This window comes from Corynebacterium lemuris, from assembly GCF_024919295.1.
Classification (GTDB): Bacteria; Actinomycetota; Actinomycetes; order Mycobacteriales; family Mycobacteriaceae; genus Corynebacterium; species Corynebacterium lemuris.
The window spans coordinates 125616-149494 of the sequence record NZ_JANWTC010000008.1 but is presented as its reverse complement, the minus strand read 5'-3'; the positions used below and the strand labels follow the sequence as shown (position 1 = coordinate 149494).

Annotated in this window: 22 protein-coding genes and 1 pseudogene; 15 read left to right on the top strand and 8 right to left on the bottom strand. The window is 67.1% G+C overall.

The features are described from left to right. The 3 genes and pseudogenes from NYP18_RS11340 to NYP18_RS11330 all read left to right on the top strand — a co-directional run. Positions 1-111: pseudogene (locus tag NYP18_RS11340) on the top strand (catechol 1,2-dioxygenase); the annotation flags it as partial. 100 nt (positions 112-211) lie between these two features. Next, complete coding sequence (locus NYP18_RS11335; RefSeq protein ID WP_259428306.1) at positions 212-1333, top strand: muconate/chloromuconate family cycloisomerase; 1122 nt, start codon at positions 212-214, stop codon at positions 1331-1333. Next, on the top strand, positions 1333-1587 hold the full coding sequence (locus NYP18_RS11330) for a muconolactone Delta-isomerase family protein (protein ID WP_259428305.1): 255 nt from the start codon (positions 1333-1335) through the stop codon (positions 1585-1587). The genes NYP18_RS11335 and NYP18_RS11330 overlap by 1 nt, the downstream gene beginning before the upstream one ends. A 58-nt stretch (positions 1588-1645) precedes the next feature. Here NYP18_RS11330 and NYP18_RS11325 read toward each other — a convergent pair whose 3' ends face one another. Next, positions 1646-1882, bottom strand: coding sequence for a hypothetical protein (locus NYP18_RS11325; RefSeq protein ID WP_259428304.1), 237 nt, complete (start codon positions 1880-1882; stop codon positions 1646-1648). Between the two features lie 124 nt (positions 1883-2006). After that, positions 2007-3350, bottom strand: coding sequence for an MFS transporter (locus tag NYP18_RS11320; protein WP_259428303.1), 1344 nt, complete (start codon positions 3348-3350; stop codon positions 2007-2009). A 352-nt stretch (positions 3351-3702) separates the two neighbouring features. Between NYP18_RS11320 and pcaH the strand changes: the two genes are divergently transcribed. The 6 genes from pcaH to NYP18_RS11290 are packed head-to-tail and all read left to right on the top strand — an operon-like array spanning position 3703 to position 9101. Beyond that, a complete protein-coding gene (gene pcaH, locus NYP18_RS11315; RefSeq protein WP_259428302.1) occupies positions 3703-4392 on the top strand; it encodes a protocatechuate 3,4-dioxygenase subunit beta in 690 nt (229 codons plus the stop codon). A gap of 34 nt (positions 4393-4426) precedes the next feature. Further along, the gene (gene pcaG, locus NYP18_RS11310; RefSeq protein WP_259428301.1) at positions 4427-5026 is read left to right on the top strand and encodes a protocatechuate 3,4-dioxygenase subunit alpha; all 600 of its coding nucleotides are present in this window, start codon (positions 4427-4429) and stop codon (positions 5024-5026) included. 1 nt (position 5027) lies between these two features. Next, the gene (locus NYP18_RS11305) at positions 5028-6143 is read left to right on the top strand and encodes a lyase family protein (protein ID WP_259428316.1); all 1116 of its coding nucleotides are present in this window, start codon (positions 5028-5030) and stop codon (positions 6141-6143) included. Beyond that, a complete protein-coding gene (gene pcaC / locus NYP18_RS11300; protein ID WP_259428300.1) occupies positions 6143-6544 on the top strand; it encodes a 4-carboxymuconolactone decarboxylase in 402 nt (133 codons plus the stop codon). The genes NYP18_RS11305 and pcaC overlap by 1 nt, the downstream gene beginning before the upstream one ends. 22 nt (positions 6545-6566) lie before the next feature. Beyond that, a complete protein-coding gene (locus NYP18_RS11295) occupies positions 6567-7760 on the top strand; it encodes a 4-hydroxybenzoate 3-monooxygenase (protein WP_259428299.1) in 1194 nt (397 codons plus the stop codon). Then, positions 7761-9101 (top strand): MFS transporter, encoded by a 1341-nt coding sequence (locus tag NYP18_RS11290; protein ID WP_439648087.1) that lies wholly within the window; start codon positions 7761-7763, stop codon positions 9099-9101. A 203-nt stretch (positions 9102-9304) separates the two neighbouring features. On the opposite strand, the gene NYP18_RS11285 is transcribed toward NYP18_RS11290, so the two are convergent. Then, positions 9305-11341, bottom strand: coding sequence for a helix-turn-helix domain-containing protein (locus NYP18_RS11285; protein WP_259428298.1), 2037 nt, complete (start codon positions 11339-11341; stop codon positions 9305-9307). 91 nt (positions 11342-11432) lie between these two features. Between NYP18_RS11285 and NYP18_RS11280 the strand changes: the two genes are divergently transcribed. The 3 genes from NYP18_RS11280 to NYP18_RS11270 all read left to right on the top strand — a co-directional run bounded on the left by NYP18_RS11280 (position 11433) and on the right by NYP18_RS11270 (position 15185). Continuing rightward, positions 11433-12404 (top strand): AraC-like ligand-binding domain-containing protein, encoded by a 972-nt coding sequence (locus tag NYP18_RS11280; protein ID WP_259428297.1) that lies wholly within the window; start codon positions 11433-11435, stop codon positions 12402-12404. Positions 12405-12538: 134 nt separating this feature from the next. Continuing rightward, a complete protein-coding gene (locus tag NYP18_RS11275; RefSeq protein ID WP_259428296.1) occupies positions 12539-13663 on the top strand; it encodes an NAD(P)-dependent alcohol dehydrogenase in 1125 nt (374 codons plus the stop codon). Positions 13664-13709: 46 nt separating this feature from the next. Continuing rightward, a complete protein-coding gene (locus NYP18_RS11270; RefSeq protein WP_259428295.1) occupies positions 13710-15185 on the top strand; it encodes an aldehyde dehydrogenase family protein in 1476 nt (491 codons plus the stop codon). Positions 15186-15247: 62 nt separating this feature from the next. Here NYP18_RS11270 and NYP18_RS11265 read toward each other — a convergent pair whose 3' ends face one another. Then, the gene (locus tag NYP18_RS11265) at positions 15248-16357 is read right to left on the bottom strand and encodes a 5-methylcytosine restriction system specificity protein McrC (protein ID WP_259428294.1); all 1110 of its coding nucleotides are present in this window, start codon (positions 16355-16357) and stop codon (positions 15248-15250) included. A 2-nt stretch (positions 16358-16359) separates the two neighbouring features. Beyond that, entirely contained in the window at positions 16360-18654 is a 2295-nt protein-coding gene (locus tag NYP18_RS11260; protein ID WP_259428293.1) for an AAA family ATPase, read from the bottom strand. 182 nt (positions 18655-18836) lie between these two features. Between NYP18_RS11260 and NYP18_RS11255 the strand changes: the two genes are divergently transcribed. Continuing rightward, positions 18837-19352: an RDD family protein gene (locus tag NYP18_RS11255; protein WP_259428292.1), complete on the top strand. Its 516-nt coding sequence runs from the start codon at positions 18837-18839 to the stop codon at positions 19350-19352. Positions 19353-19524: 172 nt separating this feature from the next. Here the strand turns inward: NYP18_RS11255 and pcaD are convergent, their stop codons facing one another. The 3 genes from pcaD to NYP18_RS11240 are packed head-to-tail and all read right to left on the bottom strand — an operon-like array spanning position 19525 to position 22322. Then, entirely contained in the window at positions 19525-20292 is a 768-nt protein-coding gene (pcaD, locus tag NYP18_RS11250; protein ID WP_259428291.1) for a 3-oxoadipate enol-lactonase, read from the bottom strand. Positions 20293-20295: 3 nt separating this feature from the next. Then, positions 20296-21522, bottom strand: a complete 1227-nt coding sequence (locus tag NYP18_RS11245) for an acetyl-CoA C-acetyltransferase (RefSeq protein WP_259428290.1) — start codon at positions 21520-21522, stop codon at positions 20296-20298. A 23-nt stretch (positions 21523-21545) separates the two neighbouring features. After that, positions 21546-22322, bottom strand: coding sequence for an IclR family transcriptional regulator domain-containing protein (locus NYP18_RS11240; protein ID WP_259428289.1), 777 nt, complete (start codon positions 22320-22322; stop codon positions 21546-21548). Positions 22323-22392: 70 nt separating this feature from the next. On the opposite strand from NYP18_RS11240, the gene NYP18_RS11235 reads away from it, so the two are divergent. Both NYP18_RS11235 and NYP18_RS11230 read left to right on the top strand, forming a co-directional pair. Then, the gene (locus tag NYP18_RS11235) at positions 22393-23136 is read left to right on the top strand and encodes a CoA transferase subunit A (protein ID WP_259428287.1); all 744 of its coding nucleotides are present in this window, start codon (positions 22393-22395) and stop codon (positions 23134-23136) included. Then, positions 23136-23783: a 3-oxoacid CoA-transferase subunit B gene (locus NYP18_RS11230; protein ID WP_259428286.1), complete on the top strand. Its 648-nt coding sequence runs from the start codon at positions 23136-23138 to the stop codon at positions 23781-23783. Before NYP18_RS11235 ends, NYP18_RS11230 begins: the two co-directional genes overlap by 1 nt. Positions 23784-23879: the final 96 nt, after the last annotated feature.

Below are 23879 nucleotides of genomic sequence, written 5' to 3'. Positions count from 1 at the left end.
AACGATGTCGCCACCGCCGTGAAGCCGGAGCTGCTGCTGGATCCGAAGAACGATCCGGAGACCGGTTACAACGTTGTCGAGTACGGCTTCGCCCTGGACAAGGAAGACTAGTTCTTCGTCCCGATAGTTGAGGTCACGTCCCATTTCCCTATGCTTGCAGGGGGGAATGGGGCGTTTCCCGTTTCTTCATCTACCACCCAAAGGATTATGAATGTCTGATCTGAAGATCGCCAAGGTTGAGACCCGGCTTCTCGACGTCCCCCTCTTCCGCCCGCACGGCTTCGCCACCTACACCGCGACGGCCCAGCCGATCCTGCTGGTCTCCGTCACCCTGGAGGGCGGCGTGACCGGTTACGGCGAGGGTGTTGTCCCCGGTGGCGCCTGGTGGGGCGGCGAGAACGCCGAGACCATGAAGGTCATCATCGACGGCAACCTGGCCCCGATCATGGTCGGCCGCAACGTCAACGAGCTGGCCGGCATCATGAACGACTTCGAGAAGTCCGTGGCCAACATGCGCTTCGCCAAGTCCGCCTGTGACGTGGCCATGCACGATGCCTGGGCACGCGCCCTGGACATCCCGGTCCGCGACCTCCTCGGCGGCCGCGTCCGCGACGAGATCGACCTGACCTGGGCCCTGGGCGTCCTGCCCCTGGATGAAGCCCTCACTGAGATCGAGGAGCGCATCGCCTCCCACGGCCACAAGTCCTTCAAACTGAAGATGGGTTCCGGTGACCCGGCGGTGGACACCCACCGCATCGCGGAACTCGCCCGCGAGCTCGACGGCAAGGTCAGCCTGCGTATCGACGTCAACGCCCGCTGGGACCGCATGACCGCCCTGAAGTACCTGCCGGTGCTCGCCGATGCCGGCTTCGACCTCTTCGAGCAGCCGACCCCGGCCCACGACCTGGCCACCCTCCGTGAGATCACCCGCCGCATCGGCGTGCCGGTCATGGCCGACGAGTCGGTCTGCTCCCCGGCGGACGCCCTGGCTGTTGTCCGTGAGGAGGCCGCCGACGTCATCGCACTGAAGACCACCAAGCTCGGTGGCCTGCTCGAGTCCAAGAAGGTCGCCGCCATCGCGGAGGCCGGCGGCCTGGCCTGCCACGGCGCCACCTCCCTGGAGGGCCCCTTCGGCACCGCCGCCTCCCTGCACTTCGCGTGCTCCACCCCGGCGGTCAACTACGGTTCCGAGCTCTTCGGCCCGATGCTGCTCAAGGAGTCCTACACCACCACCGACATCGTCTACGAGGACGGCGTGGCCAGGCTGCCGGAGGGCCCGGGCCTGGGCCTGGAGCCGGACTGGGACAAGATCAACCACTTCACCCGTAAGTAGTGTCCACCTTTCTCGTGCGCCTGCGCGCGGACCTGCCCGGCGACATGGACCCCGAGGTCCGCGCCGATCTGCGGGACCGCAGCCGCGAACACCTCGCGGCCTGGCCGCAGGTGTGGCGTGGGACAGGCGGTGACAACCTCGTCGTGCTTGTCGACGCCCCCGACCACGACACCCTCCACCAGCGCATCGCCGCGCTGCCGCTGCATCCCTGGCTGGAGGTCACCGTGGAGCCCCTGAGCCCCTACCCGGGCTGAGAAGGACAGGAAAAGCCGCATCCGTGGTACACGGATGCGGCTTTTTTGTGTGCCTCGTCTAGATCACGGAGGAGGCCAGACGCCACACGGCCCAGGCGATACCGATCTGGGTGCCGGCCTGGATCTGGTCGGCCGGTGCACCCGGGACGATGCTCTGGACGGTCTGGATCCAGGACGGGGCGACGGCGACCTCGGAGCTCGGGTACGGGGCTGCGGACTGGGCGTTGGCGGTTGCGGTGGCGCCGGACATGATCAGCGCGGTGGTGCCGAGTGCGATAAGGGACTTGCGGAGCATCTGTGCCTCCAGAGATAGATAACGGGTCAATGAAAAAGCCGCAGGCGCACGCGTGGTGCGCCCACGGCCAACCATGGAGGGTAGGGGACCGGCTGCGCCGATGCCCGCCGACACACCCTGTCCCTCAGGAATGGGCGGGTGCGCGGTCCGCGTCCGCGTTCTCCACGGGGGTGGTGGCGGCCACAGGGGCGGTGTATTCGCGCACGCCGATCATGGCGATGGCGGTCAGCGCGACCAGGGCGCCGGCGGTGACGTAGAGGGCGGTGGGGGACCAGCCGGCGTCCAGCAGGTAGCCGACGGCGATGGGTGCCAGCACCGCGCCGCCGCGGGAGATGCCGATGGCGGAGCCGACGCCGCTGGTGCGCAGGGCAGCGGGGTAGGCCTGCGGGGTGACGGTGTACATGCCGGTCACGCAGGCGTTGAGCAGCATGCCCACGCCCACGCCGAGGGCGAACATGAGACCGGGCCAGTTGGCGGCGGAGATGAAGCCGACCAGCACCACGGCGGAGAGGAGGGAGAAGATGATGAGGAGGCGGCGGGCGTCGATACGCGTGGTCAGGGCGCCGTAGATCAGGGAACCGATGGTGCCACCGAAGGAGAGCATGATGCCGCCGATGATGCCCTGCTGGGCGGACAGTCCGTATTCGGTGAGCAGCTTCGGGGTCCATTGGTTGGCGAAGTTGAAACCTGCGGTGATCAGGGAGAACGCGATCCACAGCTTGATGGTGGTGGCGAGGAGGGGGCCGCGGAAGAGCTCCCGGAGGCCGGCGGAGTGCTTTTCCGCGGCCGCGGGGGCCACCGTGAACTCCTCCGTTTTACCGATGCGCGCGGCGATGGCGCGGACCTTGTTCTCCTGGCCGCGGTTGCGCAGGTGGTCGACGGATTCGGGGAGGGTGAAGAAGGTGATCACCAGGGCGAGGCCGGTGAGCCCGGCGCCGATGAAGAAGATGGAGCGCCAGCCGTGGGTGGGGATGAGCTGGGCGGCGAGCACGCCGCACAGGGAGGCACCGAGGCCGTAGCCGGCGGAGTAGATGGAGATGGTCAGCCCGCGGAAACGCAGGTTGGAGAACTCCGAGACCGCCACCGTCACGCACGCGAGGATGCCGCCGACGCCGATGCCGGTGACCACGCGCCACAGCAGGAGCTCTCCGTAGGTGTCGGAAAGCGCCGACATGCTCAGGCCGAGCAGGTCGATGGTCAGGGCCACGAGGATGAGGGTGCGGCGTCCGTAGCGGTCGGCCAGGGGTGCGAGGAAGAGCGAGCCGATGCCGATGCCGATGAGGGCGGAGGACAGCAGCCAGCCGAGCTGGGCGCCGCTGAGGGCGAATTCCTCGGAGACGGCGGAGGAGGTGAACGCCATGGCGACGAGGTCATACCCGTCGAGGGCGTTGAGGAAACAGGCCAGGCCGATGATGAACCACTGGTAGGCGGTCATGCGGGTGGTGTCGATGAGCTGTCGGATATCCACGAGGATGAGACGTCTTTCGGGATCTGCGGCTGCGCATCGGGTGCCGGGGCTCCGGTGGAAGGCAGTGGCGAACGGCTGGGAACGATCGAAGATTACGACACCCACCGGCCCGGAACCGGAGATATATTCAGCGGACCCCCTATTTTATTCAGGTATTACGATAGGCGGAGTGGGGCGACCCTGATGTGCACCCCTAACTAACCCCTGGGTCAGATCGGGGAGCGAAACCCGCTGGCCAGCGCGTTTTCGCTGAGTGGCTGCCCGTTCGCTGTGCGCGCGTCTTGCGTTGCTGTGATTCCCCGCCCTATCGTGACCCCCATCACTACCGATGGACATGCAGGAAGGCATCACCATGACCGCACTCAACGCCGCCACCGACGGCTTCTTCGCGCCTCTCCACTTCCCCGAGTACCGCACCACGATCAAGCGCAACCCCACCAACGAGCTGATCATGGTCCCGGAGCGCCTCGGCGAGCTCTCCGGCCCGGTCCTCGGCGACCGTGACCTCGGCGGCCTGGACAACGACATGACCCAGGCCAACGGCGGCGAGGCCATCGGCCAGCGCATCTTCGTCCACGGCCGCGTCCTCGGCTGGGACGGCAAGCCCGTGCCCCACACCCTCATCGAGGCCTGGCAGGCCAACGCCGCCGGCCGCTACCGCCACAAGAACGACTCCTGGCCGGCCCCGCTCGACCCGCACTTCAACGGCGTGGCCCGCACCATGACCGACGAGAACGGCAACTACAACTTCCTCACCGTCATGCCCGGCATGTACCCGTGGGGCAACCACCACAACGCCTGGCGCCCCGCCCACATCCACTTCTCCCTCTGGGGCCGCCAGTTCGCCGAGCGCCTGGTCACCCAGATGTACTTCCCCGGCGACCCGATGTTCTTCCAGGACCCGATCTACAACTCCGTGCCCGCCGGTGCCCGCGAGCGCATGATCGCCGTCTTCGACTACGACGAGACCCGCCCCAACTACGCCGTCGGCTACAAATTCGACATCGTCCTGCGCGGTAAGAACGCCACCCCCTTCGAGTAGACCGACCCCTCACAAAACCAGGAGCAGCAGAGAAATGATCGACACCCACAAGACCGGCGAATTCCGTTACGAGGTCTCCGGCATCCGCGACCAGGACGAGGCGGAATTCGGCATCACCCCCTCCCAGACCGTCGGACCCTACGTCCACATCGGCCTGACCCTGGAGGACTCGGAGCAGCTCGTCCCCGCCGGCACCGAGGGTGCCGTCGAGGTCACCTGCACCGTCATCGACGGCAACGGTGACCCCATCGCCGACGCCATGATCGAGGTCTGGCAGACCCGCCCCGACGGCACCTACAACACCACCACCGACGAGGGCTTCCGCGGCGTGGGCCGGGGCATGGTCGATGAGACCGGCAGCGTCACCTTCACCACCCTCGTGCCCGGCGGCACGGAGGAGGAGGCCCCGCACCTCAAGCTGGGCGTCTTCGCCCGCGGCATGCTCGAGCGCCTCTACACCCGCCTCTACCTGCCCGAGAACGCGGAGGCCAACGCCACCGACCCCGTCCTGCAGCTTGTCGACGCCCCCCGCCGCGAGCTGCTCATCGCCGAGCCGGCCGCGGGCGGCTACCGCATGAACATCGTCATGCAGCACGAGGACCCGAACAAGGAGACCCCGTTCTTCCGTGTCTGACCTGAGCCGATCCCTCTACAGCGACCACGCCGGCGGTGACATCGCCGCCGCAGCCCACCTCTCCGACCGCGCCTTCCTCGACGCCATCCTCGAATTCGAGCGCGCGCTCGCCGACGCCGCCGAGCACACCGGCCGCATCAGCCCGGAGTCCGCCGCCCTGGCACGCGAGGCCATCGACGCCTACACCTACGAGGTCGCCGACATCGCCACGGCCTCCACCGCCGGCGCCAACCCCGCCATCCCGCTGGCCGTCGCCCTCAAACAGCGCGTCGAGGACACCTCCGGCATCCACGTCGGGGCCACCAGCCAGGACGCCATCGACACCGCCCTGGCCCTGTGCGCCCGCCGCGCCGTCGGAGAGATCGACCGGGTGCTGCGCGATGTCGAGAAGCTCCTCGTGGCGCTCGCCCGCACCCACCGCAGCACGCCGGTGATGGGCCGCACCCTGGGCCAGCAGGCCCTGCCCACCAGCTTCGGGCTCATCGCCGCAGGCTGGCTCGAGGGCGTGCGCTCCGCGGCCGCGCGCCTGCGGGAGACCGCCGCCGCGCTGCCCGTGCAGTACGCGGGTGCGACCGGCAACCTCGTGGCCACCCACCCCGACGGCATCGCCATCCACGACCGGCTCGCCCAGCTGCTGGAACTGGCCGACCGGCCCCTGGTCTGGCACACCAACCGCCAGCCCTTCGTCGACGTCGGCCTGGCCGCCGCCGTTGTCGCAGGCAGTGTGCGCAAGATCGCCGGCGACATCATCGCCTCCTCGGCCACCGAGATCGCCGAGCTCGCCGAGGGCAGCCCCGGCGGCAGCTCATCCATGCCGCACAAGGCCAACCCTGCCGCCGCAGTCGCCTGCGACGGTTATGCCCGCCGAACCCCGGGCCTGGCGGCCACCATGCTCGACACCCTCGACTGCCGCTGGCAGCGCGGGACGGGAAGCTGGCACGCCGAATGGCAGACCCTGCGCGACCTGCTCGCCGCCACCGCCTCAGCCGTCAGCCGCATCCACGCCAGCCTCGACGGGCTGCAGATCCGCACCGACACGATGGGGGAGAAGGTGGCCCACACCAACCTCGGCCACGCCCCCGAGATCACCGACATCATCCTGGAAGGGGACCGATAATGAGCGAGAACTACGAACAGGGCCGCGCCGCCGCCCACGAGGTCGGCATGCGCAACCGCCGCGCGGTACTCGGGGACGCGCACGTGGACGCGGCCGTCGCCAAGCAGACCCCGGTGACCGAAAAATTCCAGGACTTCATCACCCGCACCGCCTGGGGTGACATCTGGAACCGTGACGGGCTCGATCACACCCAACGCCGCCTGCTCACCATCGCCATCCTCACCGCCGTAGGCAACGACGGCGAACTGGACATGCACATCCGCGCCGCCCTGCGCGCCGGAGTCGACGCCGAGCAGATCGGTGAGGTCCTGCTCCACACCGCCGTCTACGCCGGTGTCCCCAACTCCAACCACGGCTTCAAACTGCTCTCCGCAGCCGCCGCAGAACTCGAAGACAACTGACCCCGGATAAAAGGACACCGACATGACCCACACCCCAGTCGCCATCATCGGCGCCGGCCCCGCCGGCCTCACCCTGGCCCACCTGCTCCACCACAACTACGGCATCGAATCCGTCGTCTTCGAGTCCCGCTCCCGCCGGGACGTCGAGGAGACCGTCCGCGCCGGCGTCCTCGAACAGGGCACCATGCGCCTCATGCGCGAGACCGGCGTCGGCGAGCGCATGGACCGCGAGGCCGACATCGACGACGCCATCGAGCTGGCCATCGACGGCCAGCGCACCCGCATCGACCTCGCCGGCCTGACCGGCCACCACATGGCCGTCTACCCGCAGCACGAATACCTCAAGGACTTCATCGCGCGCCGCCTCGAGGACGGACAGCCCATCCTCTTCAACACCACCGTCGACGAGGTCACCGGTTATGACGGCGACCAGGTCACCATCACCTACACCGACGAGGCCGGCGCACAGCAGCAGCTCACCGCCGACTACGTCATGGCCGGCGACGGCTCCAACTCACCCAACCGCAAGCTCATCACCGAGCAACCCGGTGCCGTGCGCTCCCGCCACCAGTACCCCTACGCCTGGTTCGGCATCCTGGTCAACGCGCCGAAGACCCAGAAGGAACTGATCTACGCCAACTCACCCGACGGCTTCGCGCTGATCTCCACCCGCTCCGACACCGTCCAGCGCTACTACCTGCAGTGCAACCCCGAGGACACCATCGACATGTGGTCGGATGAGCGCATCTGGGAGGAGCTACACAAGCGCGTCAGCAGCGATGACCTGCGCGTCTCCGAAGGCGAGATCTTCGACAAGGCCGTCCTGCGCTTCCGCTCCGCGGTCACCGACCCGATGCAGCGCGGCCGCCTCTTCCTCGCCGGCGACGCCGCCCACACCGTGCCGCCCACCGGCGCGAAGGGCCTGAACCTGGCCGTCGCCGACGTCTCCGTCCTGGCCCCGGCCCTGGCGCGTGCCATCAAGAAGAACAACACCGACCTCCTCGACCAGTACTCGGCGCTTGCCGTGCCGCGCGTATGGAAGGCCCAGCACTTCTCCTACTGGATGTCGTCGATGTTCCACACCGTGCCCGAGCAGCCCTACTTCCAGACCCAGCGCAGCCGCGCCGAGCTGCGTTCCGTCCTGGCCACCGATGCCGGCCGGAAGTACCTCGCCGAGCAGTACGTCGGCCTCGACCTGCCGGAGTTCGACATCTAAATGAGCACCACCTCTACGACGGCGGCCCGGACCGGTAACCGATCCGGTGCCGCCCGTTCCACGTTCATGGTCACCCTCCTGTGCTGGGTGGCAGTGCTTCTCGACGGCTTCGACATGGTCGTCATCGGCGCCGTCCTGCCCTCGATGATCGAGGACCCCGCCTGGCAGGTCACCGCCGGCGAGGGCACCCAGATCGTCACCGCCGGCCTCATCGGCATGACCATCGGCGCCCTCACCATCGGCGCGCTGACCGATAAACTCGGCCGCCGCTGGGTCATGATCGGCTCCGTCTTCGCCTTCTCCATCCTCACCCTGGGCATGGGCTTCGCCGATTCGGTGTTCATGCTCATGTTCCTGCGTTTCCTCGCCGGAGTCGGCCTGGGCGGCTGCCTGCCCACCGCCATCTCCATGGTCACCGAGTTCCGCGGCCGGGCCAGGGCCGGTTCCTCCACCACCACCGTGATGACCGGCTACCACGTCGGTGCCGTGCTCACCGCCCTGCTGGCCATCCTCATGATCGACGACTTCGGCTGGCAGTCCCTGTTCATCATCGGTGCCGTCCCCGGCATCATCCTCGCCCCGCTCATGATCTGGCTGCTGCCCGAATCCCCGCAGTACCTGCTGGCCAAGGGCCGGATCAAGGAAGCCGAGGCCATCGCCGCCGAGTACGGAATGGAACTGACCGACCCCCTTGACCAGCAGGCAGCTGAGGAGGCGAAGGCCGATAAACAGCGCAGCTCGCTGGCCTCCGTGCTCACCCCGAGGTACCGTCGCAACTCCCTGGCGGTGTGGGGCGCCTCCTTCATGGGCCTGCTCCTGGTCTACGGCCTCAACACCTGGCTGCCGCAGATCATGCGTGCCGCCGACTACGACCTGGGCAACTCACTGGGCTTCCTGCTGGTGCTCAACATCGGAGCCGTTGCCGGTCTTATCCTGGCGGGCCGGGTCTCCGATATCCGTTCCCCGCGCCCGACCGGAATCGTCTGGTTCGTGGCCTCCGCGGTTTTCCTGGCGCTCATGGCCATCAAACTGCCGCTGCTCGGGCTGTACGCGGTGGTGTTCATCACCGGTGTGTTCGTGTTCTCCGCGCAGAACCTCGTCTACGCCTTCGTGGGGGAGAACCACCCCTCCAACATGCGGGCCACGGCGATGGGCTTCTCCGCCGGCATCGGCCGCCTGGGGGCGATCTCCGGTCCGCTCCTCGGCGGACTGCTCATCAGCCTGGGCCTGGCGCATCCGTGGGGTTTCTTCGCCTACGCGATCGTCGGCGTGCTTGGCGCGGTGCTGTTCTCCTTCACCCGTCCGGTGTACCAGCGGACGGTGATCCACTCCGCTCCCTGAACAGGATGCTGAGTGCGCCCCGGATGACTGCGGGTATCCGGGGTTTCCGCGTTCCCGGGGTGCGCAACATCTTACCTTGACGCATCAAGCGAGGGCCATTGAACAGGCATGATGCGCACCGGGTGATCCCGTGGCAGCCAGATATTGCGCGCCCCGGCCGTGAGACGGCCCTCAACATCTCACCCGCCGAAGGCCCACCGATGTCAACCCCGCCCGAGCACCTCGCGCAGGCCCTGCCGGGAACGCACGCCGAGCTTCCGGTAGACCCGCGTCAGGTGGTACTCCACGGTTTTGGTGGACAGGCTCAGCTCCCGGGCGACCTCGGCGTTGGTCGCGCCCTCGGTCACCCGCACCGCGATCTGCTCCTCCTGGGGTGTCAGACCGTGGGGGTTGAGGTGCTGTGGGGTACCCACTCCACCGATGCGGCGCTCAGCGGCGCAGAGTTCGACCATGACGGTGGCCTCCATCTGGGCGTAGATCTCCGCGGCGTGTGAGAGGACCTCGTCGGCGCGCTGGCGGCGGCCCTGGCGGCGCAGCACCTTGCCGTATTCGAAGAGGATGCGGGACTGGTAGGCGGGCATGGGGGTGTCACTGATGGACTCGACGGCTGATTCGAAGGTGCGCAGACCTGCGACGACATCGCCGCGCTGGATCTGGATCGTCGCCCGGGGCACCGCATTCTTCGCGATCACCGAGACCAGCCCCGAGGAACCCTGCCGTTCCTCGGCACCCGTGATCACCTCGTCGGCGCGGTCGATGCGTCCGGCCCGGATCAGAGTCTGGGCATAGACGTCCTCCCAGGGCCAGAAACCCGGGTGCTGGGTGTCGGCGGAGGCCACGGTGCGGGCCAGTTGTTCACCGGCGCGCAGGGCGGTGGGCAGGTCGGCGCTGTTGGCGGCGACGATCATCCGGCCCATTGCGGCGGGCAGGGACTGCAGCAGGAAGGCGTCCTCGTCGAGCGTCAGGCGCTGGAGGTAGTTGCGGGCCAGCAGTTGATCACCCTGCATCGCGGCGATCTGCACACCGGTCCACAGCAGCATCGGCTCGAGCAGGTGCATACCGCGGGCCTCGGCGGCGGCCAGGCCGCGTTCCACGGTCCGGGCCGCTGCGGACCATTCACCCAGCACGTAGAGGGTGCGCGCCAGCCAGGCGTCCTGCCACAGGCCGACGGCCGGGGACTGGTCGCCGAAGTGCTGGAGTTTCTCCCGGGCGGTGAGGGGATCGTCGAAGGTCAGGGCCAGCCAGCCCTGGACCATGTCCAGGCGCTGCCGGTTGAGCACCGAGTCCACCGCGAAGTCGGAGTCGGGCATGCGGCCGGATTCGGCGGCGTCGGCGACCAGACCCAGGACGCGGGCCTCGGTGGTCGCGGGGGAGGCGGGGGCACCGGCACGCAGGGCGGCGACCTTGGCCTGCACGTCGGGCAGGTCCCAGTCGACCAGGGCGAGCAGCACCCCGCGGGCCCGGTGCCGGGGATCGGGGCCCGGGTGGGCGAGGAACTGGTGGGCGCGGCGGCGCAGGCCGCGGTTGAGCGCCAGGTAACCGCGCAGACTGTCCTGTTCGGCGGGGTTGACGAGGCGCCGGCACTCGTTGAGGTAGAGCTCCGCGGTGGGCAGCTCGAAATCGGCCGTCAGCTCAAGCGCCCGGTCGAGGTTCTCATGCTCAGAACGCTCCTGCGCGCCCCGCCGGGCGAGTTCACCCTCCGGCACGGAGACCACGATCTTCTCGATCTGACCCGGCCAGCCACCGGTCTGGGCGTGGACCTGTTCCACCGTGGCCACGGGGATGCGGCGGCCGGTGAGCGATTCGAGATAACCGGCGGTCTCCGCCAGCGACAGCGGCGGCAGGACGAGCACGTCCGTGGCCAGCTGGTTCAGCTCCTCGCCGTCAACGGTGGCGATGACCGAAACGGTGGAATCCGGGCGGCGGGCCGTGGTGATGAGCTCGCGCAGGGAGGCCTCGTCGGCGAAGTGGAGGTCGTCGACAAGCACGAGGACATCGGCCAGCGGGCTCGGCAGCTGGCCACGCAGCGCGCCGGGGGTCTTACGGTCCCAGCGGAACAGCGGCACCCGGACCTGCCCGTGCCCGGCGAGGCGGGCGGCCACGGCATCGAGTGCTTGTCGACGCCCCGCCCCCTCCGGCCCGGTGATCAGCAGCACCGAGCCCGCTTCCCCCGCGGACACCCGCAGGACCGCCTGGCTGAGCAGCCGCCGCAGGACGTGCCGCAGATACTGGGAACCCATAATGTGCTGAAGGCTACCTGTGTGCGGTGATTCTGCCTACACTGAACCCTTGACGGTGAACCCGGACCCGGAGATGTGAGGTGACCGACCCATGGCACGTACCGGCACGCTGCAGGCCGCCACCTTCGATGACGCCACCGACTTCGGGGCGAGCATCACGCGGGTCTACCGCCCTGTGTTCGAGGACGGCGGGGGCCGGCAGGCGGCGGTCGCCCCGGTATCCCGGCGCGGCGGGACGGATTTCCGTGCCCACATGCGTTCCTGCCAGTTCGATGATCTGGTCTTCTCCACCGTGCAGGTTTCCGGGCACGAGGTCGAGTACGCCGGCTCTGTGGATCCGGATGACTCGGCGCTGAAGATCTACTACGTCCTCGACGGCACCGCGGTGATCCGGCAGGGCAGCCGGGAGCAGACCATCGGGCCCGGACAGCTCGGCGTGCACGACTCGATGGCGCCTTACCGGATCTGGACGGACACCGGTTTCGACAGCCTCATCATGGTCCTGCCCAAGACCCGCCTGCTCAGCCTGGGCCAGGGTTACGCTGATCTCAGCGCCGCGCGTTTCACCCCGGGGGAGGGGGCAGGCCGGGTGGTGCTGCCCTATCTGCAGGGTGTGGCATCCGGGCTGGATGAATTCACCGGCGGGCATGGCCGGCAGATGGTGCGCAGCACCGTCGACCTGCTGACCATGCTCTTCAGCTCCGCGGTCGGGGCGCCTGTCGCCTCTCCGGAGCACCAGCGGGCTGAGCAGCGGGCGGACATCACCGCCTGGATCGACGACCACCTCCTCGACGAGGATCTCAGCCCGGGGCGGATCGCCGCAGCACACTTCATGTCGACCCGTTCCCTGCACGCCCTGTTCGCGGAGGCCGAGACCACCGTGGGTACGGTCATCCGGCAACGACGTCTGGGACGTGCCCAGGAACTGCTGATCCTGCACCCGACGATGTCGGTGTCGGAGGTCGGCCGCTGGTCCGGCTTCGCTGACCCCTCCTATTTCACCCGCGTGTTCCGGCAGGAATTCGGCTGCACCCCGGGCGAGTTCCGCCGCGTTCCCGCCTGACTGCGCTGCTGGTCCACAAGTCCTGCACTCCTGTCCTGGAGTGTCACGTGTCACGTCGATGATGATGTGTGATGTGGATCAGGCCCCAGGGCCTGCAGATCCCACCGACAAATTCGTAGTGGAGGAAGCAGAACATGAAGATCGACGCCTATGTGGTGGAAGAGATCAATGCCCCGTTTGTCCGAGAGACACTCAACATCGACGGTCCCGGTCCGGGCGAGGTCCTGGTCCGCGTCGTGGCCACCGGCGTCTGCCACACCGATCTGAACACCCAGTCCGGTGACATGCCGCTGCCACTGCCGGGTGTCTTCGGCCACGAAGGCTCCGGCGTCGTGGAGTCGATCGGTGCGGGCGTGACCAACGTCGAGCCGGGCGACCACGTCATCATGGGCTGGCCCTACTGCGGCACCTGCCGCAACTGCATCCGCGGTGAGCACCGCTACTGCCTCAACATCGGCGCGGAGCTGCTGGCCGGCGTGCGCCTGCACGGCCCCGACGCGGGCAGCTCCGCCTACACCCGCGAGGACGGTTCCTCGCTCTCCGGGCACTTCTTCGGCCAGTCCTCCTTCGCCACCTACTCCCTGACCCGCGCCAACGCCCTGGTCAAGGTGGACAAGGACCTCGACCTTGAGCTGCTCGGCCCCCTGGCCTGCGGCATCACCACCGGCGCGGGCGCGGTCTTCAACACCGCCAAACCCGGCCCAGGGGAGTCGGTCGTGGTCATCGGCGCGGGTGCCGTCGGCCTGGCCGCCATCATGGCCGCCCGCAACACCCCGGCCACCACCATCATCGCGATGGACCTGCAGGACTCCCGCCTCGAGCTGGCCCGCGAATTCGGTGCCACCCACACCGTCAACACCCGTGACAAGGACATCGTCGAGGCCGTCACCGAGATCTGCGGCGGCCCGGCTGACTACGTCCTCGACTGCACCGGCAGCATCCGCGTCATCGAGCAGGCCGCCGACGCCGTCGGTCTGATGGGCACCTTCATCCTCGTCGGCGGTGCCCCGGCGCAGGCCCGTTTCTCCGTCGACCACATGCGCACCCTGTTTGGCAAGCACATCGTCGGCACCCTGGGCGGTTCCGCCACCAGCCACGAGCTCATTCCCGGTCTGATCGAGCTCTACCGCCAGGGCCGGTTCCCCTTCGACCGGCTGGTCAAACTCTACGGTTTCGACGAGATCGACCGGGCCATCGCCGATGCGCATGAGGGCGGCACCATCAAGGCCGTGCTCAAGGTCTCCGAGACCAACCAGTAGAACCACCACACCTGATCAACAACCACAACGAAAGTAGCTGAGAATAATGACCGTCACCACCGCATACTCCTCTCTCGTCGCCGAGCAGCTCTACATCGGCGGCTGGCGTGAAGGCACCTCCGAGCGCACCGCGGAGACCACCAACCCCTTCAACAACGAGACCATCGCCACCATCCGCCAGGCCTCCACGGAGGACGTCGACGCCGCCTATGAACTGGCCCAGAAGTCCCAGGCCGACTGGGCCGCACTCGCCCCGAAGCAGCGCGCCACCGTCCTCAACAAGGCAGCAGACTTCATCGAGGACAACCGCGCGGCCATCGTCGAACTGATCCGCGCCGAATCCGGTTCCACCGCCATCAAAGCCAACATCGAGACCGGCCTGGCGGTCGGTTCCCTGCGTGAGGCCGCGACCTTCCCGACGCGTATCACCGGCCAGATCCTGCCGTCGAACTCCCCGGGCAAGGCCAACTACGTCTTCCGTGAGGCCCTCGGCGTCGTCGGCGTCATCAGCCCGTGGAACTTCCCCTTCGCCCTGTCGATGCGTTCGGTTGCCCCGGCCCTGGGCTGCGGCAATGCAGTGGTGCTCAAGCCGGCCTCCGATACCCCGATCGTCGGTGGCCTGCTGCTGGGCAAGATCTTCGAGGCCGCCGGCCTCCCCGAGGGTGTGCTGAACATCGTCGTGGGTGCCGGCTCCGAGATCGGTGACCACTTCGTCGAGCATTCCGTCCCGCGCCTGATCTCGTTTACCGGTTCCACCCCGGTGGGCAAGGGTGTCGGCCGTGCCGCCGTCGGCGGCGAGCACATGAAGAAGGTCTCCCTCGAGCTCGGTGGCAACGCCCCGCTGGTCATCCTCGACGACGCCGACATGGAGCAGGCCGTCGGTGCCGCCACCATGGGCAAGTTCCTCCACCAGGGCCAGATCTGCATGGCCGTCAACCGCATCATCGTCCAGGCCCCGGTCTACGACGAGTTCGTCGCCGCCTTCACCGAGCGCGTGAAGACCCTGCCCTACGGCAGCCAGCTTGATGACGCCACCGTCGTCGGCCCCGTCATCAACGACAGTCAGCTGCATTCGGTCACCGAGAAGATCGAGCGCGCCCGCACCGAAGGGGCCCGTGAGATCGTCTCCGGCCCGATCGAGGGCCGCGTCATCGCCCCGCATGTCTTCGCCGACGTCACCCCGGAGATGGAGCTGTTCCGCGAGGAGATCTTCGGCCCCGTCGTCGGCATCATCAAGGCCGAGGACGAGGCACACGCCCTCGAGCTGGCCAACGACACCGAGTTCGGCCTGTCCTCCGCCGTCTACACCCAGGATCTGCAGCGTGGACTGAACTTCGCCCGCCAGATCGAGGCCGGCATGACCCATGTCAATGACATCACCGTCAACGACGAGGCACACGTCATGTTCGGCGGCGAGAAGAACTCCGGCCTGGGCCGCTTCAACGGTGAGTGGGCCATCGAGGAGTTCACCACCACCCACTGGGTCGGCGTGGCCCCGGGCCAGGCGCAGTTCCCCTTCTGATCTGCTTGAGGACGCCGCCGTGGCCCGGGTTTCCGGGCCACGGCGGCGTCGTGGTGTTCTGGTCAGGGGAAGTACACTGCTGCCAACGCCTGCTCCCTGATGGTGCGGGCTGTGCCGGTCAGATCCACGGTGCTGAATTTCATGGGGTGTCCCTGGATGCTCATCGTGACCTCGCGATCCTCTCCCAGGGAGGCGTAGATCATCACTCCTGCAGCCTCATCCCATTCAGGACCGCGACCATGCTGGGACATCAGGTAGGCGTAGAGCTGGTACAGATGAGGGCTCCGCAGACGTTCCTGGCCGTAGTTCCGGTGGGTGATCCCCGTGAATTTGGCATCCGCGATGATTCTTTGACCGGACGGGTTGAGCAGCGTGATGTCCGTCTCCATGCGGGGGAGTTCCCTCATGGTCTCATCCACCTGCCACTGCAGGACTCTGGTGCCGTGGACCTCCCAGCCGAGCGGGCTCAGATGGAACCGGTACAACCCCAGCAAGGCCGCCTCGAACAGGGTCCGCAGCTGATTTTCTGTGTGGAGGGGGTGCCGGAACTTCTGCGTCCCCCGTTGACCACCGGGAAGTTGAAGCCGGAGAACCAGGTGTGCGGTATCCAGCGCGGTGGAGTCCCGCGCGGTGAGCCGGTTGTTTGATCGCGGAGGTGCGGCCGGGGCAACCCTCGGCGAAACCCCGGACTGCACCAGCATCCGCGAGAGCATGGCGCAGCGATGGGCCAGGTCGGTGGGGGAGTCGCCCGGCCCCGCCAGCGCAGGGGAGAGCTGGCGGAGCATGGTTGCGGCAGCATCCAGGGCGTGGCGGAGATACTGGTTGGCCGGGGTGTCCACGGTGACTTCGTTGTATTCGCAGGCCACGCGTCCCTTGGCGAACAGGCTGTCCCGTTCAGAACGGAGGAGGTCTATCCGTCCCCGGACCCGCCCCAGGACACCTGATGTCCTGGTGAAACCTCTGCTCAGATCATGCCGGAGACGATCCTGGACCGCCTCACACAGCATTCGGGTGGCGAGCATGGGGAGGGAGGCGTCCGGATCCTCGAGCATCGTGTCCGTGATTTCCCCGCGTTGGTAGAGGTGCGAAGCGTAGATCTGCAGCAACCAGATATTGCGGATTGGTACGAACTCACTGGGGCCGGGTTTCGCGGTGAGTGAAGTAGACGTCATCGTCAGTCCAGGAGAACAGATCGGGCCTCCGCCAGGCGGTCCGGGGCATCAAACCAGTACTCACGCAGGAGGGGGAGGAGTTCTGACTCGACGATGTCCTCGAACCATCTCATCGTGTGCTCGGCGGAGGGCTCCCTCCTTTTCCTGGTGGGGGTGACGAAGCTGTGTCCGATGAGGAAGTGGTCCCCGAGATGGAGGTCCTCCCGGATCATGGTGTTGACCTGTTCGATCCTGTCCTTGATGGAGTCGACGGCCCCGGCCTCTCGCCCGTGGGAGAGGCAGTGTGCCCGCCATTTTTCGTTGAGCTGCGGCTCCAGGTCGATGAAGGCGAAGCGGCGACGCAGGGCCATGTCCACCATGGCCAGGGACCGGTCGGCGAGGTTCATGGTGCCGATGACGTACAGGTTCTCCGGGAGGTGGATCGTCTCTGTGGGGTCAGTGGAATAGAGCGGAGTGAGCGCCGACTCGCTGCTCCGCTTGTCCGCCTCAAGAAGGGTGAGCATCTCCCCGAAGATCTGCGCAGGATCTCCGCGGTTGATCTCATCGATGATGATCACATGCTTGTCCTCTTCCTGTTCAATGGCGGTCTTGATCAGCTGGAGGAACGGACCATCCTCCAGCGACAACCTCCCGGAGGCACTGGGGCGCCACCCACGGATGAAATCCTCGTAGGAAGTTGAGGGATGGAACTGGACTGCGGTGATCGTGCTCTCATCACCGGTCAGTGCCTTCGCCAACTTCCGGGCGAGCCATGTCTTGCCCGTGCCGGGTGGGCCCTGGAGAATCAGGTTCTTCTTCTCCTGCCAGCGTCTGATCATCTTGTCGAGCTGCTCCAGAGGAAGGAAGGAACCTTCGTCGATGATCGTGGCCGTGGAATACGCCGGCTCCTCTGGAACAGGGGAATGGACTGGTGCCTCTTCAAGACCGGAATCCTCGGAGGTGGTGCTTCCAGCTTCCTGCACCTCGCTGGATCTGAGCTGGCGGTCGTAACGGTGGGCGACGGCTGACAGAGCAGGAAAGCTGGGCGGCTCAACCGTGGATCCGTCCAGCCATTCCTGCACCGCCTCAATGATGCGGAGGTACTGTTCCCCCGTCATGGAGTTCGGGAAGGAGATGTCCTCGGGAAGATTCACCTCCGCAGAGCCGAGGAACTGACGGTTTGTGCCGTCCAGGTTGAGGAAGGTCTCCGGCCGGATCCAGTAGAGACCGATGGTGTACATCCAGGGACTTCGGGAATGGGTGGCCTCGTCGAAGGCCTCGATGAAGGCCGCCCGGTGCGCCGCAGGATCGGCCGAGTAGTCGAGGGCTGCCCCGAATAATTTCCACGTCCGGTCATAGAAACCGGAGGCTACGGAGTCTCCGCGTGACTCGAAACGTGAACGCATGTTGTTCAGGACGGGAATGCCGTGGAAGTCCTTCGGGATCTCAGTGTCGAGTTGGAACACCTCAGCGAATCCCCGGCGGGCGGCGAGTCGCGCCTCTCCCGAGATACCTCTGTTCATCACTCCCAGAAGGGTGAAGGGGTCGATGTCCTCGGCAAAGACTTTTTCACCTCGGTCGGTCCACTGCCGGAGGTAATCGAAGAGGGCCGGGCGGCCGGAGACGACGGCCACCTCGTCCACCTTCTGTAGGAGGGTGGCCCGGTCAGAAGCGTAGGGGCGGAGGGCATCGGCCAGTTCGGCGAAGAAGGGCATCCAGTCCTGGGAAACCGGTTCATAGAGTTCCGCAACCTCTTTACCGCTGGACTCGTCCGGGTCTCCGGGATCCCGGTCACCGTTGAGGACTGCCTGCAGGCGTTCGGCGGCGTTGTTCCGTTTGATCTCGAACACCGTACGGGCTCCGTTGACGGATGCGAGCAGATCAGTACCGAGATCCGCGCGTGGGATAGCGTCCTGCCATTCCACGGGCAGAGCGTGGCGTTCCTCCGGATCAGCTTCCCCTGCGCGGTAGAAATACCTGCCTGAGGCCTTCCCCAGCAGGATCCGTGAGGAGTCTTTCTTCAGGGGAAGGAGAATATGATCCCCCGGCCGAATAGTGTTCCGGAGGGTGTGCATCTGACCGGTGAAACTTCCCAGCTCTGCTGCAGAGTACCCCGGGTTCTGTGCCTTGATCGCTGCACTGATCTTCTGCCGGTCACTGAGATCCGTGAGGTCCGGGACATTGCTGAATCCCGGAACCACTGCGCCGATCTGCTGGGACAACTCCTCCCGCTCCCCGTTCCTGCCGGCCCGGATGACCCACAGCCGTCTGTTGTCTCCCGGTGCAGCCCTGTCAGGAGTCTGCTGCGATTCGTTCATCAGTCTTCTCCAGTTCCACTCGCGATAAGTTTCTACGGTAGCGGGGAACATCTGGGTGGGAGAGCGCTTTCCACGTGCTGCTTTCCGGCTCTCCTGGATGTAGCGTGCGTTGATCCTGGGGTCCCCTGGCCGGAGAGATTCTTCGTACACTGCGGCCGGCAGCGTTTTGCTACGCTGGCACCATGCATTACCTGGCGATTCCCCGCGCCCGTGCATACCTGCGTGACTGTGGTACCTATCTGGGCCTGGCCGCAGCCACCGTCCCCCTCGGGGTGGTGGGGCAGATCACCGGCTGGGGGAAAAAGCCGTCCTTTGCCTACGCCGTTAGCGTGGTTCCCCCGATTCTCGCAGCTCTCCTGGCGGCCCGGCAGGAGGCCCGCCAAGGGGCGACACCAGGCAAGCGTCGCCATCACCTTATCGTTACGAAGACAGCGGGCACGCCGGTCACCTGCGGGCGGGCACTGACGCGCAACTGCCTCAAAATCGCCATTCCCTGGCAACTCGGACATATGGTGGCCATCGGCGCAGTCTTCGGCGGTTTCGACAAAAAGGATCCCCTGACGCTGGGTGTAGCGTTTGTCACCTACCCGTTGCTCGCGGCCATGATCCTGGGCACGGTGCTGGGCGACGGTCGAACCATCCATGACCGGCTCTCCGGGACCAGGGTGGTCGGCACGGCGATCACCAGCCAAGGCTGACAACTGTCACGTTCGTCCAACGGTGTTCGATGTCAGCAATGAAGTAGTTTCCTTCGGCCGCTGCTACGCCCTCCAGATTCTCAAGGGCCTGTTTTCTTATCGTGACCCCGCCAACAGACAACGCCGCCGTGGCCCGGAAACCCGGGCCACGGCGGCGTCGATAAGCAGGGGGTTAGTTGAAGAACTCCACCAGAGCCTGGTTGACCTGCCCGGGGGACTCCACGGTGGGCACGTGTGCGCCGGGGGAGACCTCCACGTAGGTGGCTTCGCCGGTGACCCCGTCAGCGATGGTGTGCAGCGCGGCGGGCGGGGTGGACTCGTCCTCGGTGCCGGCCAGCACGAGCACCGGCACGGTGATGTCCTTGAGGCGGTCCTTGAAATCCCAGGTTGCCAGGGCATCAGAGCAGGAGGCGTAGCCGACGCCGCGGGTGGAGGTGACCATGTTCCGGTAGGCGGCGGTGGTGGCCGGATTCTCGGCGCGGAACTGGTCGGTGAACCACAGGCCGATGACACCGTCGGCCATGGGCTCCATGCCCTCGGCGCGGGTGAGCACGGAACGCGGATCCCACTTCTCCGGGCCGCCGAAGTAGGCGGCGGTGCACAGGTAGGCCGCGCGGGTGACGCGCTGGGAGGTTGCGGTCAGGTACTGCGCGAGCGCGCCACCCAGGGACAGGCCGACGACGGCGAACTTGTCCACGCCGAGGCTGTCGAGGGTCTCCAGCACGTCTGCTGCGAGGTGGTCGAAGGTGGTCTCGCCGGGGGAGACCTCCGGGTCGGGGGAATGGCCGTGGCCGCGGTGGTCGAGCGCGATGACGCGGTGGGTGCTGGACAGGGCGTCCAGCTGGGGGAGCCACATGTCGGTGGTGGAGGCGATGGAGCCGAGGAAGACGATCGGCTCGCCGCCGTGCTCGGTGCCGTACTCAACGTGGTGCAGGATCATGGACTAGTTGCCTTCCTTCTCGATGACGGCTGCCAGGCCCTGGCCGCCGCCGATGCACATGGTGACCAGGGCGGTCTTGGCGTCGCTGCGCTGCAGCTGGTGGGCGGCGGTGACGAGCATGCGGGCGCCGGTCGCGCCGACCGGATGTCCCATGGAGATGCCGGAGCCCAGCGGGTTGAGGCGCGGGTCCTCCTTGTCGATGCCCCACTCGGCGAGCACGGACAGGGCCTGGGCGGCGAAAGCCTCGTTGAGCTCGATGAGGTCGATGTCGTCGAGGGTCATGCCCAGGCGATCGAGGACCTTCCTGGTGGCCGGAACCGGGCCGATGCCCATGGTCTCCGGGGCGACACCGGCGACGGCCCAGCCCTTGAGGGTGGCGGCCGGGGTCAGGCCCAGCTCCTCGGCCTTGGCGCGGGTGGTCACGATCATGGCGGCGGCACCGTCGTTCTGGCCGGAGGCGTTGCCGGCGGTGACGGTGGCGTCGGCGTCCTGGCGGCCCATGATCGGGCGCAGCCTGGCCAGCTTCTCCAGGCTGGAGTCGGCGCGCGGGTGCTCGTCGGTGTCGATGATCAGGGGGTCACCCTTGCGCTGCGGGACGGTGACGGGGACGATCTCCTCGGCGAAGGTGCCGGCCTGCTGCGCGGCGATGGCGCGGGCGTGGGAGGTCACGGACATCTCGTCCTGGGCCTCACGCGGGATGGAGTACTGCTCGCGGAGGTTCTCGGCCGTCTCGATCATGCCGCCCGGGATGGGGTGGTTCCTGCCGCCGGCGGTCTCACGGGCCTCGGCGAGGCGGTCCCGGAAGACCATGTTGCCGCCCTTCTTGCCCCAGCGGACATCGGCGTCGACGGTGTACTCGGTGCGCGACATGGACTCGGCGCCGCCGGCGATGATGAGGTCGGCGGCACCGGTGGCCACGTGCGCGGCTGCGGTGACCACGGCCTGCAGGCCGGAACCGCAGCGGCGGTCCAGCTGCATGCCGGGCACGGACTCACCCAGGCCGGCGTCCAGTGCGACGACACGGCCGAGTGCCGGGGCCGCACCGTTGGGGGAGGCCTGGCCGAGGATGAGGTCGTCGATGTGCTCCGGCTTCAGGCCGGTGCGTTCGACGACGGCGCGCACGACGGTGGCGGCCAGCTCCTGGACGGGGACGCCTGTGAACTGTCCGCCGTAGCCGCCGACGGCGGTGCGCAGCGGGGAGCAGAGGACGATGTCGGTGGGGTTGGTCATCGTGGTTCCTTTCATCGGTTCAATCAGAAGAGTTCGGTGGCCGCCAGGTCGGCGGAGATGAGTTCGGCGGTGTTGAGCAGCGCCGGGAGGATGCTGTTGTGCAGGTCATCCAGGTTGTGCACCACCGTCTGGGTGGAGACGTTGACCGCGGCCACCACCCTGCCAGAAGGCGAGTGGACGGGGGCCGCCAGCGACCGCAGGCCGGGTTCGAGTTCCTGGTCGACGACCGCGAAGCCCTGCTCCCGGATCCGCACGAGCTCGGCACGCAGGGTGTCGGTGTCGACGATCGTGGAGGGGGTGAAGGCCCGGAACTCGGTGGCGGCCAGGTAGACCTCGAGTTCCTCGGCGGGCAGTCCCGCGAGGATGACCCGGCCCATGGAGGTGGCGTAGGCCGGGAAACGGGTGCCGATGGTGATGGACACCGTCATGATGCGGCGTACCGGGACGCGGTTGACGTAGACGACGTCGGGTCCGTCGAGGACGGACAGGGAGCTGGATTCGCCGATGCGGCGGGAGAGTTCCTCCAGGCGGGGCTGCGCGATGGCGGGCAGGCCCAGGCCGGACATGTAGCTGTAGCCGAGTTCCAGGACCCGCGGGGTCAGCCAGAACTCGGTGCCGTCGGTGGCGGCGTAGCCGATGGTGACCAGTGTGTGGAGGAATCGGCGGGCGGTGGCGCGCGCCAGGCCGGTGGCCTCGGCCACCTGGGCGAGGGTCTGGCGGGGACGGTCCGCGTTGAAGGTCCGGATGACCGACAGTCCGCGGACCAGCGACTGGACGTTCGGTGTCTCAGAGATGCCCACGTTCAACTCCTTTCCGGTTCGCGATGTGAACCCTTGTGCAGTTTGTGAACGCCAGTGTACAGTCTGGGGCATGCTTGACAAGACGCTTCCCACAACTGATGCGGCTGTGGCCGATATCCACGACGGTGCCTCCATCGCCGTCGGTGGATTCGGCCTGGTCGGCATCCCCGCCCGCCTCATCGACGCCCTCCGCGAGCAGGGCGCGACTGGCCTGACGATCATCTCCAACAACCTCGGCACCGACGGCTTCGGCCTCGGCCTGCTGCTGGCCGACAAGCGGATCTCCAAGTCCATCGGCTCCTACCTGGGATCCAACAAGGAGTACGCCCGCCAGTACCTCTCCGGTGAGCTCACCGTGGAGTTCACCCCGCAGGGCACCCTCGCCGAGCGCATGCGCGCCGGTGGCGCCGGCATCCCGGCCTTCTACACCACCGCCGGTGTGGGCACCCAGGTCGCCGAGGGCGGCCTGCCCCAGCGCTACAACACCGACGGCACCGTCGCCGTGGTCTCCGAGCCGAAGGAGACCCGCGAGTTCAACGGTCAGGTCTACGTGCTCGAGGAGTCCATCCGCGCGGACTTCGCACTGGTCCATGCCCACAAGGGTGACCGCTTCGGCAACCTGGTATTCAACAGGACCGCCCAGAACTTCAACCCGGATGCCGCGATGAGCGGCAAGGTGACCATCGCCCAGGTCGAGCACCTCGTCGACGTCATCGACCCCAGCGAGGTCGACCTGCCGGGCATCTACGTCAACCGCGTGGTCGAGGTCGGCCCGCAGGAGACCGGTATCGAGAACAGGACGGTGACCCAGTAATGACCTGGACCAAGGAACAGATGGCCGCACGCGTGGCCGCAGAGCTCGAGAACGGCCAGTACGTCAACCTCGGCATCGGTATGCCCACCCTCATCCCGGGCTACCTGCCCGAGGGCCTTGAGGTTGTGCTGCACTCCGAGAACGGCATCCTCGGCGTCGGCCCGTACCCGACCGAGGACGAGCTCGACCCCGAGCTGATCAATGCCGGCAAGGAGACCATCACCATCACCGAGGGTGGCTCCTACTTCTCCTCCTCCGCCTCCTTCGCCATGATCCGCTCCCGCTCCGTGGACGTCGCGGTCCTCGGCGCCATGGAGGTCTCCCAGTACGGCGACCTGGCCAACTGGATGATCCCGGGCAAGATGGTCAAGGGCATGGGTGGGGCGATGGACCTCGTCCACGGCGCCCAGAAGATCATCCTCATGATGGACCACGTGACCAAGAAGGGCACCTCGAAGGTCCTGAGCGAGTGTGCGCTGCCGCTGACCGGCGCGAAGTGTGTCGACCTGATCGTCACCAACTACGCCGTCTTCGACGTCGACCCGCAGGAGGGCCTGACCCTGCTGCAGGTCGCCGAGGGTGAGACCGTGGAGTCTGTCCGCGCCGTCACCGAGGCCCCCTTCAAGGTGGCCGAGGGCGTGGTTTAAAACCACCGCTTATCGACGCCTGACCCCGCCCCCGCACCCGCGGTCGGCGGGGTTGTGCGTCTGCGGGTGGGAACAAAACCATGGCCCGGCCGTTAT

Excerpts from the sequence above, each read along its gene's own strand:
- NYP18_RS11335 (WP_259428306.1), top strand. The coding sequence starts at position 212 with ATGTCTGATCTGAAGATCGCCAAGGTTGAGACCCGGCTTCTCGACGTC.
- NYP18_RS11325 (WP_259428304.1), bottom strand. The coding sequence starts at position 1,882 with ATGCTCCGCAAGTCCCTTATCGCACTCGGCACCACCGCGCTGATCATG.
- pcaH (WP_259428302.1), top strand. The coding sequence starts at position 3,703 with ATGACCGCACTCAACGCCGCCACCGACGGCTTCTTCGCGCCTCTCCAC.
- pcaG (WP_259428301.1), top strand. The coding sequence starts at position 4,427 with ATGATCGACACCCACAAGACCGGCGAATTCCGTTACGAGGTCTCCGGC.
- pcaC (WP_259428300.1), top strand. The coding sequence starts at position 6,143 with ATGAGCGAGAACTACGAACAGGGCCGCGCCGCCGCCCACGAGGTCGGC.
- NYP18_RS11295 (WP_259428299.1), top strand. The coding sequence starts at position 6,567 with ATGACCCACACCCCAGTCGCCATCATCGGCGCCGGCCCCGCCGGCCTC.
- NYP18_RS11290 (WP_439648087.1), top strand. The coding sequence starts at position 7,761 with ATGAGCACCACCTCTACGACGGCGGCCCGGACCGGTAACCGATCCGGT.
- NYP18_RS11285 (WP_259428298.1), bottom strand. The coding sequence starts at position 11,341 with ATGGGTTCCCAGTATCTGCGGCACGTCCTGCGGCGGCTGCTCAGCCAG.
- NYP18_RS11280 (WP_259428297.1), top strand. The coding sequence starts at position 11,433 with ATGGCACGTACCGGCACGCTGCAGGCCGCCACCTTCGATGACGCCACC.
- NYP18_RS11275 (WP_259428296.1), top strand. The coding sequence starts at position 12,539 with ATGAAGATCGACGCCTATGTGGTGGAAGAGATCAATGCCCCGTTTGTC.
- NYP18_RS11270 (WP_259428295.1), top strand. The coding sequence starts at position 13,710 with ATGACCGTCACCACCGCATACTCCTCTCTCGTCGCCGAGCAGCTCTAC.
- NYP18_RS11265 (WP_259428294.1), bottom strand. The coding sequence starts at position 16,357 with ATGACGTCTACTTCACTCACCGCGAAACCCGGCCCCAGTGAGTTCGTA.
- NYP18_RS11260 (WP_259428293.1), bottom strand. The coding sequence starts at position 18,654 with ATGAACGAATCGCAGCAGACTCCTGACAGGGCTGCACCGGGAGACAAC.
- NYP18_RS11255 (WP_259428292.1), top strand. The coding sequence starts at position 18,837 with ATGCATTACCTGGCGATTCCCCGCGCCCGTGCATACCTGCGTGACTGT.
- pcaD (WP_259428291.1), bottom strand. The coding sequence starts at position 20,292 with ATGATCCTGCACCACGTTGAGTACGGCACCGAGCACGGCGGCGAGCCG.
- NYP18_RS11245 (WP_259428290.1), bottom strand. The coding sequence starts at position 21,522 with ATGACCAACCCCACCGACATCGTCCTCTGCTCCCCGCTGCGCACCGCC.
- NYP18_RS11235 (WP_259428287.1), top strand. The coding sequence starts at position 22,393 with ATGCTTGACAAGACGCTTCCCACAACTGATGCGGCTGTGGCCGATATC.
- NYP18_RS11230 (WP_259428286.1), top strand. The coding sequence starts at position 23,136 with ATGACCTGGACCAAGGAACAGATGGCCGCACGCGTGGCCGCAGAGCTC.